Raw genomic sequence first — 12,012 nt, 5'->3', positions numbered from 1 at the left:
CATGAACGTCGGGCAGACTCCGTTCCAGGAAAACCGCGAGCCATCCAGCCGGGAGGACATCGCCATCATCGGCATGTCGTGCCGCTTGCCGGGTGCGAGCAACTACGAGGCGTTCTGGGAGAACCTGCGCGACGGCGTGGACAGCGTGAGCGAGGTGCCCGCCGGCCGTTGGGACAAGGATGCGGTGTATTCCGCCGACGTGCGCGAGCCGAACAAGACCACCAGCAAGTGGGGCGGCTTCATCGACGGCGTGGAATATTTCGACGCCGATTTCTTCGGTATCTCGGCACGCGAAGCGGCCGTGATGGACCCCCAGCAGCGCCTGATGCTGGAACAGGCGTGGAACTGCCTGGAAGACGCCGGATACGACCCGGCCGTGTTCAGCGGCACGCGCACGGGCGTGTACGTCGGCGTGTTCACGTTCGACTATCGCGATTACCTGGGCCGCGCGCTGGACAACGTGGAGGCGCACGTGTCCACGGGCACGCATACGGCGCTGATCCCCAACCGCATCTCGTATTTCCTCAACCTGCACGGCCCGAGCCTGCCCGTCGACACCGCGTGCTCCAGTTCGCTGGTGGCGCTGCACAAGGCCGCGCATGCCATTCGTCGCGGTGAGTGCGACCATGCGTTGGTGGGTGGGGTGAGCGTGCTGTGCAGTCCCACCCATTTCATCTCCTTCGCCAAGACCGGGATGCTGTCGCCGGACGGCAGCTGCAAGACCTTCGACGAGCGCGCCAACGGGTACGTGCGCGGCGAAGGCGCGGCCATGGTGCTCCTCAAGCCGCTGGCCAAGGCCGTGGAGGACGGTGATCGCGTGCTCGCCGTCCTGCGCGGCACGGCCATGAACCATGGTGGCCATGCGCGCACCGTCACCTACCCGGGTTCGCTCGCCCAGTCCAACGTGGTGGCGCACGCCTTGCGCGAGGCCGACGTGCCGGTGGGCACGGTGAGCTACGTGGAAGCCCACGGCACCGGGACGCCGAAGGGCGATCCCATCGAGATCGAAGGGCTCAAGATGGCGTTCGCCCGCGTGGCGGGGGAGCGCGGCGAAACGCTGGACGCGGCGTCGTGCGGCATCGGCGCCGTGAAAACCAACATCGGTCACCTGGAATCCGTGGCCGGCATGGCGGGGCTCATCAAGACCATCCTGTGCATGAAGCACAAGGTATTCCCGCCGCTGGTGCACTACCGCCAGATGAATCCGCGGATCGCGCTGGAGGGTAGTCCGTTCTTCATCGTCGACGAGGCGCAACCATGGGTTGCCCGAAAGGACGCCGAGGGTCGCGATATTCCGCGTCGCGCGGGCATCAGCTCGTTCGGTTTCGGTGGCGTGAACGCCCACGTCGTGGTGGAGGAATACCCGGCGAACGAGGAGGTGTCGTCGTCGTCCTCGCCCGCGCTGATCCTCCTTTCCGCGAAGACGATGCCTGCCTTGCGGGAGCGCGCCCGCCGGCTTCTCGACGTGACCGGCGCGAACCTGGATGACCTCGCCTATACCTTGCAGGTGGGGCGTCAGGCCATGGCCGTACGCCTCGCGGTCGTCGCCGATTCCGTCGCCACGCTACGCACGCGCCTCGGCGCATGGCTTGCCGACGGCCACGCCGCCGGGGTTTTCTCGGGCCAGTTGCCCGTCGACGCGGTGGCGGGTGAGGCCGTCGCGCCCGATGACGACCTTCCCGCGATGGCGAAGCGATGGGTGGAGGGACAGGCCTTCGACTGGGCCGCCGCTCATGTGCCGGGCAGGCGACGGCTGGCGTTGCCGACGTACCCGTTCGCGCGGGAGCGCCATTGGGTCGACATGAAACCGTCCGCGGTGCGGCAGGCGGCGATCCATCCGCTCGTGCACCGGAACACCTCGACCGTGGCGGGATTGCGCTTCACCAGCCGGTTCACGGGCGGCGAGCCGTTCCTCGCCGATCACGTCATACGCGGTGAGCGCACCTTGCCCGGCGCGGCCCAACTGGAAATGGTCCGTTGCGCGATCGAGCTCGCTTCGGTGGCGAAGGACGGCCATCGCCTGAAGGACGTGGTCTGGCTGCGTCCTCTCACGATCGGCGATACCCCCCGGGACGTGCACGTGGCGATGTTCCGGGAAGAACGAGGCGAATTTTCCTTCGAGATCTACGCTGGGGACGTGGTGTACACGCAGGGTTCGATCGTGCCGGCCGTCGCGGAAGACGCCCGGCATGAGCTCGATACGCTGCGCGCCCGTTGCGGCCGGACACGTCGCGACGCCGCGTCGTGCTACGACGTCTTCGATCGCATGGGGTTGTCCTACGGCCCGTCCCATCGCGCGCTGGGCGATTTGCTCGTCGGCGACGAGCTGGCCCTCGCGCGGATCGTCCTGCCTGATGTGGCAAAGGGCTCGCGCGAGGATTACACCGTGCATCCCGGCGTGCTCGATGCCGCGTTGCAGGCGGCGATCGCCTGCCTCGTGGACGACGCGGGTACATGGCCGGAGGCCGCGTTGGTCTTGCCCTTCGCCCTCGGTTCGTTCGACGTGCGCGGTGCGTGCAACGGCGACATGTGGGCCGTGATTCGCCGGGCGCCCTCGGATGGGACGGCGGAGGGCGTGCGCAAGTTCGACATCGATCTGTGCGACGACGCGGGCGTCGTCCGCCTTCGGCTGGGCGATTTCTGCGCGCGCGGTGCGGCGCAGGCGGATGCCGTCGATGCGCCGGGCTTGGCGATGTTCGCACTGGCGTGGAAAGCGAAGTCGGCCGACGCCGTGGCGGGCGTCGACGGCAGGCATCTCGTCGTCGGGTGTGGCGTTTCCCTGGCCGGCGTGGCCTCGCGCTTGCCCCGCGCGACGTGCATGGATGTTCCGGTCGAGGACGACGTTGGCTCCGCTTACGAGGCGGCCGCCTTGGCGCTGTTGGAACACGTGAGGGCGCTGATCGCGCAACCCGGTCGCCATCTCGTGCAGCTCGTCGTACCCGGCGACGGGCCCGGTCGGTTGATGGAGGGATTGGCCGGCCTGCTGCGCACGGCGTCGCTGGAGAACCCGCGGGTTGCCGGCCAGGTGATCGAGGTCGACGGCCGGCAGGACGTGGCGCAGGCGGTATTCGACGATCGTGACGGCGTCGCGTCGCGTGTCCGTTACCTGGGTGGCGAGCGATACGTGGCGGCCTGGGAGGACATCCCGTCGCCGCCCGACGTGGCATCGCCGTGGCGGACGGACGGTACGTATCTGGTCACCGGCGGCGCGGGTGGGCTGGGCCTCATCGTGGCGCGCGAGATCGCGCGCGAAGCAAAAGGTGCGCGCCTGGTGCTTACCGGGCGATCGCCCTCGAACGAATCGACGCGAAACCACCTCGCCGAACTGGAAGCGTTGGGCGCCGTGGCAGAATACCGGCAGCTCGACGTGGGCGATCGCGATGCCGTCGTGCGGCTGGTGCACGACCTTCCCGGATTGCGCGGCATCGTCCACGCCGCCGGCGTACTCCGCGACAGCCTGATCGTGAACAAGACGCCGGATGCCTTGCGCGACGTGTTCCGCGCCAAGGTCGCCGGTACGCTGCACCTCGACGAGGCGAGCCGCACGCTCGACCTCGACGCGTTCGTCTGCTTCGCCTCGACGTCGGGTGCGCTGGGCAACGTGGGGCAAGCCGATTACGCGGCGGCCAACGCCTTCATGGATGCGTTCGCCGCGCACCGTCAGCGATTGACGGAGAAGGGCGAGCGTCGCGGACGTACCGTGTCGATCGACTGGCCGCTGTGGGAAGAAGGCGGCATGCGGGTGGACGCCTCGACCCTTGCCGAACTGACGGCACGTACCGGTCTGGTGCCGCTGCGCACGGCCAATGGCTGCGTCGCGCTGAAGCGGGCGATGGCGGGCGAGGCATCGCAGGTGATGGTCGCCGAAGGCGCCCTGCGGCAGTTCAGGGCCAGCCTTTCCACGCCGACGAAGGGCGCGCCGACCACCACGGCGGCGCAGGGCGACGCGTCGGACGACATCACCGGCAAGGCCGTTCGCCATATCGTTCGCCTCCTGGCCGGCACGCTCAACCGCACGGCGCAGAGCATCGACCCCAAGGCGCGGATGGAGGCGTATGGCATCGACTCGATCCTGGTGATGGAGTTGACCCGCGCGCTCGAGCAGGCGTTCGGTCCGCTCTCCAAGACCTTGCTCTTCGAATACCAGACCATCGCCGAGCTTGCCGGGCATTTCGTGCGCGAGCATCGTGAGCGGTTGGGTGAGGTGCTTGGCGAAGGAGCGCAGGGCGCGCCTGGTAAAGCCCGGGAGCACGTGCCCGCCGCCGCACCGATGCAGCGGCTGCCGCGTTTCGGCAGCTTGCAGGCGTCATCGGGTCCGGTGACGGGCGTGGACATCCGTGCCGTCGGCGACATCGCCATCGTCGGTCTCGCCGGACGGTATCCGCAGGCGGTGAACCTGGAGCAGTTCTGGGCCAACCTCAGCCAGGGCAGGGACAGCATCACCGAAATTCCGCTCGATCGCTGGGATCACGCCCTCTACTTCGACCCCGACCGCGACAAGCCCGGCAAGACCTACAGCAAGTGGGGCGGCTTCCTCGACGGGATCGACCTGTTCGATCCGCTGTTCTTCAACATCTCGCCGCGCGAGGCGGAGTTGATGGACCCCCAGGAGCGCCTGTTCCTGGAATGCGTGCATGCCACGCTGGAAGACGCCGGTTACACGCGCGAGAACGTGGCCGACGACGGCAACGTGGGCGTGTTCGCCGGGGTGATGTACGAGGAATACCAGCTCTACGGCGCCCAGGCCCAGGCGCGGGGAGAAAACCTCGCCATCTTCAACAGCCCGGCCTCCATCGCCAATCGCATTTCGTATTTCTGCAACTTCAACGGCCCGAGCATGGCGCTGGACACCATGTGCTCGTCGTCGCTGACGGCGATCCACCTGGCCTGCCAGAGCCTGCAACGCGGCGACTGCACCGTGGCCATCGCCGGTGGCGTCAATGCCACCGTGCATCCCAACAAGTACCTGATGCTCGCGCAGGGCCGGTTCGTCTCCGGCAAGGGGCGTTGCGAGAGTTTTGGCGAAGGTGGCGAAGGTTACGTGCCGGGCGAGGGCGTGGGCGCGGTGCTCCTGAAACCGTTGGCTCAGGCCAAGGCGGACGGCGACCACATCTACGGCGTGATCCGTGCCACCGCCGTGAACCATGGCGGCAAGACCAACGGCTACACCGTGCCCAATCCCAACGCGCAGGCGAAGGTGATCGAGCGTGCCTTGCGCGCGGGTGGCGTGGACGCGCGGCACGTCAATTACATCGAGGCGCACGGCACCGGCACGAGCCTGGGCGATCCGATCGAGATCGCGGGGCTGTCCAAGGCATTCCGCCAGTGGACACAGGACAAGGGCTTTTGCGCGATCGGTTCGGCCAAGTCGAACATCGGCCATTGCGAGAGCGCGGCGGGTATCGCGGGCGTCACCAAGGTGCTGTTGCAGCTCAAGCATGGGCAGATCGCACCGAGCCTGCATTCGCGGGTGTTGAACCCGAACATCGATTTCGGTGCCACGCCCTTCGTGGTGCAGCAGACGCTGGGCCCCTGGGATCGCCCCGTGATCGACGGCCGCGAACGCTCGCGCATCGCGGGCATCTCGTCGTTCGGCGCGGGTGGCGCCAATGCGCACGTGGTGATCGAAGAGTACGTCGACGCGCCCCGGGAGGAGCGGGAAGGTCCGGCCATGGTGGTGCTCTCGGCGCGCGACGAAGATCGTCTGAAGGAGCGCGCCCGAGCCCTCCTCGACCACCTCACCGTCGCACCGGCGCAGGCCGTGGGCTCCGGCCTGAGCCGGAGCGACGAGCTTTCGCTGCCCGATCTCGCATACACCTTGCAGGTCGGTCGCGAAGCCATGGACGAGCGTCTGGGTCTGCTCGTGCATTCGCTTGACGAATTGCGCGACAAGCTCGCCGCCTGGCTCGGCGGCGAAACGGTCATCGACGACCTGTATCGCGGCCATGCGAAGCGCAACAAGGACGCACTGGCCGTCTTCACGGGCGACGATGACGTGGAAGCCATCGTCGACGCATGGCTGGCCAAGGGCAAGTTCGGGAAACTGCTCGACGTATGGGTGAGGGGCATGTCGCTCGACTGGCGGCGTCTCTACGGTGCCGACCGTCCACGCCGTGTCAGCCTGCCCACCTATCCGTTCGCCCGGGAACGTTACTGGGTACCGGCGGGCCCCGTGCAACCGACGGCCGCGTCCGGCGTGGCGACGCTGCATCCCCTGTTGCATCGGAATACGTCGGATATCGAAGGCCTGCGATTCGAATCCCGGTTCACCGGCGACGAGTTCTTCTTCGTCGACCATGTCGTACAAGGCCGTCGGATACTGCCGGCCGCCGCGCAGCTGGAGATGATCCGCCGCGCCGTCGATGCCGCGACCGGCGAAGGGCGGCATGCCGTTCTCGAGAACGTCGCCTGGCTAAGGCCTGTCGTGGCCGGCCCGGACGGGATCGCGCTCCAGGTGTCGCTCTACGCGGAAACCGATAGCCGCATCGGCTTCGAAATCCACGACGACTCCACGGTATACGCGCAGGGCTCGGCCGCGAAGGACGGCGGCGTCCCCATGGGCGCGCACGACCTCGAGTCCCTTCGTCGAGAGGGCGCATCCGCGCGGTTTCCGGCCGACGCGTGTTACGCGCGTTTCGCGCGGATGGGTCTGGCGTATGGACCCACGTTCCGCGGCGTGAGCGAGCTGTACGTCGGACCGGGCATGGCGCTTGCACGCATCGTGCTGCCCGCCACGGCACCGGTGGATGCTTATGTGCTGCATCCTGGCGTGCTCGATGCGGCATTGCAGGCCACGCTCGGCGAGCGCCTCGTCGCCGGCGACGAGACCTCCATGGTGCCTTTCGCGCTCGGCGCGCTGCACGTGCCGCGATCGACGGCGGACGTCGCCTGGGCCGTCGTGCGCTACGGCGATGGCGGCACGAACGGGCGACAAGCCGATGTCGATCTGTGCGACGACCACGGTAACGTGTGCGTGCGGATGACCGGCGTGGGGCTGAAGCCGATGCCGAGTGCGGAACGCGCCTCATCGGCGACGCTCTTCATGCGGCCGACGTGGACACCGCGCGAACCGTCGGCCGGTGTCGAGTCCTTCGCGAAGCACGTCGTCCTGCTCTGCACAGGTGACGCCAACGAGGTGCGCCACGCCATTCCCGACGCGACCTTCCTCGCTCCGCCGGCCGGGATGGACATCGGCCAGCGCTTCGAAACGGCGGCGGCCACGCTGCTCGAACGGATCCAGTCGCTCGGCAACGAAAACGGCCGCCATCGGATCCAGGTGGTCGTCCCCGCCGAGGGCGACGATCGGCTCCTGGCGGGGCTGGGCGGCATGTTGCGCACCGCGCAGTTGGAGAACCGTCGCCTCGCCGGGCAGGTGATCGTCGTCGAACCGGGCCAGGACATCGCCCGCGCGCTACGGGACAACCGCGACGACGATGCCGCCTACGTGCGTTACGTCGGCGGCGAGCGCCAGGTCGGCGGCTGGTCCGAATACTCACCGGCGCCGGATCCCGTGTCGCCGTGGAAGGACCATGGCGTTTACCTCATCACCGGCGGTGCCGGTGGCCTGGGCCTGATTTTCGCCCGGGCCATCGCCGCCCGGGTACGCCACCCGGTGCTGGTACTGACCGGCCGCTCGGCGATGCACGACGGCATCAGGGAAGCCATTCGGCAGCTCGAAGCGATGGGCGCCGTGGTGCGCTATCGGGTGGTGGACGTCGGTGACGCCGTCGCGCTGGAGGAGGCGGTTCGCGCCATCCCCGAGGAATTCGAGAGCCTCGACGGGGTGATCCATAGCGCGGGCGTGCTGCGTGACGGGTTCCTCATGACGAAGACGCGGCAGCAACTGCGCGAGGTCTTCGCCGCCAAGGTGGCGGGCACGCTGAACCTCGATGCCGCCACGCGTGACATGCCGCTGGACTGCTTCGTCTGCTTTTCGTCGATCGCCGGCGCGATGGGCAACGTGGGGCAGGCCGACTACGCCGCCGCCAACGCGTTCATGGACGCCTTCGCGCAACAGCGTGCCGCGCGCGTCCGGGGTGGCGAACGCCACGGCCGTACCGTGTCGGTCAACTGGCCGCTGTGGGACCAGGGTGGCATGCAGGCGGACGAGGCCACGCGCGACCTGCTGGCGAAGCAGTGGGGCATGCGCGCGATGGCCACGGAGCACGGCGTCAAGGCGCTGGAACAGGCCCTGGCGTCCGATGTCGACCAGGTGCTGGTGATCGAAGGCGACCCGGCGCGTATCCGCGAGGCGATGCTCGGTGGCGCGGCCGTCGCGGCGTCGCCCGTCGTGCGCACCGAGCCCGCGGTGCGAGCGACGTCTTCGCCGGATGCGCTGATGCGCGAGGCGATGCGCATGGTCTCGTCGCTGATCAAGGTGAAGCCGGGCGATCTCGACGCCGACACGGCCTTGAGCGAATACGGTTTCGATTCGATCTCGTTCACCGAACTGGCGAACGCGCTGAACAGGCGGTTCGGGCTGTCGCTCACCCCGACGGTGTTCTTCGAGTTCTCGACGCTGGGCGGAGTGGTGAGGCATCTGGCGGACGAGCATGGGGTCGTGGTGGCTTCGGAGCCTTCGGAAGCCGAAGCACGCGTGCCGGTGGCCATCGCCGCCGACGAGGTGGTTTCGCACGAAGCGCGGCCGCGGCGCGGATTCTCGATGGGCCGGACGGTTTCCCCCAAGGAGCCGGTCGCGATCATCGGCATGAGCGGCCGCTTTCCGGGCGCGCCGGATATCGACGCGTTCTGGCGCAACCTGCTCGCGGGCCGTGACTGCATCGGCGAGTTGCCTCGCGACCGCGCCGATTGGCAGGCGTGGTACGGCGAGCGCGCGCGGGACGTCGACCGGACCGTGCGTGGCGGTTTCATCGAAGGCATCGACGAATTCGACCCCGTGTTCTTCGGCATTTCGCCGCGCGAAGCCGAGTCGATGGATCCGCAGCAGCGGTTGATGATGATCCACGTCTGGAAGGCGCTGGAGGATGCGGGCTATGCGGCATCCTCGCTCGCCGGTAGCGACATGGGCCTGTACGTCGGCACGATGCCCAGCGGTTACGCCACCCTTGCCAGCCGGGCGGGCTCGACGATCGAGGGTTATTCGTCCACCGGCACGGTCGCGTCCGTGGGGCCGAACCGCATGAGCTATTTCCTCGACGTGCACGGTCCGAGCGAGCCGGTGGAAACCGCGTGCTCCAGTTCGCTGGTGGCACTACGTCGCGCCGTGCTGGCCATCGAACGCGGCGATTGCGCGCTGGCCGTCGCCGGTGGCGTGAATACCCTCGTCAATCCAGAACTGCACATCAGCTTCGACCAGGCCGGCATGCTCAGCCCGGACGGGCGGTGCAAGACCTTCTCCGCCGAGGCGAACGGCTATGTGCGCGGTGAAGGCGTGGCGATGCTGGTGCTGAAGCGGCTTTCCGCCGCCGAGCGCGATGGCGATCAAATCCATGGCCTGGTGCGCGGCACCGCCGAGAACCACGGCGGCCGCGCCAACTCGCTGACTGCCCCGAACCCGAAAGCGCAAGCCGACGTGATACGCCGCGCCATCGACGATGCCGGCGTCGATCCGCGCAGCATCAGCTACGTCGAGGCCCACGGCACCGGCACGCCGCTGGGCGATCCGATCGAGATCGACGGTCTGAAGAAGGCTTTCGGCAGCGGTTCGGGCACGGGTGAAGCGTACTGCGGCCTGGGTTCGGTGAAGACCCATATCGGCCATCTCGAACTGGCGGCGGGCGTCGCGGGCGTGGTCAAGGTGCTGCTGCAGATGAAGCACCGCACGCTCGTGAAGAGCCTGCATGCCGACACGTTGAATCCGTACATCGACCTGGCCGGCAGCCCGTTCTACGTCGTGAACCGAGTGCGCGAATGGACGGTTCCGCACGGCGCGCCGCGTCGGGCGGGAGTGAGTTCGTTCGGCTTCGGCGGCGTGAACGCCCACGTGGTGCTCGAGGAATACGTTCCGTCGGCCGGTGCGCGCACCGCGAGCGGTCCGATGGCCGTCGTGCTTTCCGCCCGCAACGCCGAGCGCCTGCGCGAGCGGGCGCAGGCGCTCCTCGCCATCCTGCCGACGACGGAGGCCACGCTTCCCGAACTGGCCTATACGTTGCAGGTGGGCCGTGACGCGATGGAGGAGCGGACGGGTTTCGTCGTCGAATCGCTGGAGGCGCTTGGCGAGTCGCTGTCGCGATTCCTCGCCGGTAACGACGTTCCGCGAGGCGACGGGGAGCTGAGCGCGTTGGTGGATCGTTGGACAGCCGGGGAGGCGGTGGACTGGCATGCGCTCTGGGCCGTCAAGCCGCGCCGCGTGAGCCTGCCGACGTATCCGTTCGCGAAGGAGCGTTACTGGATTCCCATGAACGCATCGCACCGGACCGGCGTGGCCTTGCATCCGTTGGTGATGCGCAATTCCTCGAATCTCGCCGGTCCGCGTTTCACCAGCCGGTTCGAGGGCAACGAGTTTTTCCTCGCCGATCACCGCGTGGCCGGCGAACGGGTGTTACCGGGTGTCGCGCAGTTGGAAATGGCGCGTTTCGCCGTCGCGGAGGTGGCACAGGCCAAGGGCTCGCTGCATCTGAAGGACGTGGTCTGGTCGCGTCCCGCGATCGTCGGCGAGGCGGGCCTCACTTTGCACGTCTCCCTTTCCCCGGAAGCCGACGGCGGGGTGGCTTACGAGATCCATGCCGACGATGGCACCGTCCACGGACGCGGCACGGTCGTCGACACCGCCGTACCGGCGCCCGGATATCCGCTCGCCCGCACGAGTACCGAGGCCCCGGGCCCGCGTCCGGCGTATGACCTCGATGCGTTAAGACGTGGATGCACGCGTTACGACCCGGATCGGTGCTACGCCGTATTCGAAGGCATGGGCTTACATTACGGTCGCGGATTCCGTGGCCTCGAAGAGCTGTTCGTCGGCGAGCGCCTGGCCGTCGCGCGTGTGCGCCTTCCCGATGCCGTACGGTCGGGCAGGGCGGACTACGTCCTCCATCCCAGTCTGCTCGACGCGGCTTTGCAGGCGTCCCTCGGGCTATGGCTCGAGGAAGGGATTCGCTCGCCGATGCTGCCGTTCGCGCTGGCCTCGCTCGACGTGGTGGCGCCCTGCGGCGAAGCGATGTGGGCGGTGGTCCGGCCGGGCGCGCATCCGCGCACCGTGGACATCGACCTTTGCGACGACGATGGCGTTCCCTGCCTGCGCTTCGCGGGGCTCGCCTTCCGATCGACCCAGCCTGCGTCCGAGGAACGTTCGGACGCGGTCGAGAAGCAGACCGATACGGCGGTACCGGCGGCCGAGGACGATTTCCGCGAACGCGCCACGGCCTACTTCGAGCGCTTCCTCTCCGCCGCGTTGAAGTTGCCGCTCCACCGGATCGACCGTAAGGCACGCATGGAGGCCTACGGCATCGATTCGCTGCTGGTGCTGGACCTCACGCGCAGCCTGGAGAAGTCGTTCGGTCCGCTGCCGAAGACCCTGTTCTTCGAGTACCAGACGCTTGCCGCGCTGAGCGATTACTTTGCGACGCATCATCGCGACGCCATGGCCGGGCTGCTGGGTGAGCGGCGTGCCGTGGCCGCCGCCGCGCCGGTGAAGATGGCGACGAAGGCCGAGAAGCCGGCGTCGCGTTACGGCTCGCGTCGGCCGACGGACGGCGGGGAAGGGATCGCCATCGTCGGCGTGGCCGGCCGCTACCCGCAGGCCAAGGACCTGGCCGAGTTTTGGGCCAACCTCAGCGCGGGCCGCGACAGCATCACCGAGATCCCTTCCGACCGTTGGGACCATTCGCTTTATTTCGACGAGGCACGCGGCAAGGCCGGCAAGACCTACGGCAAGTGGGGCGGCTTCCTCGACGGAGTCGACCTGTTCGATCCGCTGTTCTTCAACATCTCGCCGCGCGAGGCGGAGTTGATGGACCCGCAGGAGCGCCTGTTCCTGGAATGCGTGCATGCCACGCTGGAAGACGCCGGTTACACGCGCGAGAACGTGGCCGACGACGGCAACGTGGGCGTGTT

General features: G+C 68.0%; 1 protein-coding gene (cut by a window edge). It reads left to right on the top strand.

All coding sequences use genetic code 11. From position 1 onward, the window contains the following. Position 1 precedes the first annotated feature (1 nt). On the top strand, positions 2-12,012 hold the 5' portion of the coding sequence (locus L2Y94_RS11475) for a non-ribosomal peptide synthetase (RefSeq protein ID WP_247366569.1). It continues 22,510 nt past the right edge of the window; only the first 12,011 of its 34,521 coding nucleotides appear in the window; the start codon lies at positions 2-4; its stop codon lies off the right edge, out of view.

This window comes from Luteibacter aegosomatis (assembly GCF_023078455.1).
Lineage (GTDB): Bacteria > Pseudomonadota > Gammaproteobacteria > Xanthomonadales > Rhodanobacteraceae > Luteibacter > Luteibacter aegosomatis.
The sequence above is the reverse complement of the archived record's forward strand: the minus strand, read 5'-3'. Positions and strand labels throughout refer to the sequence as shown.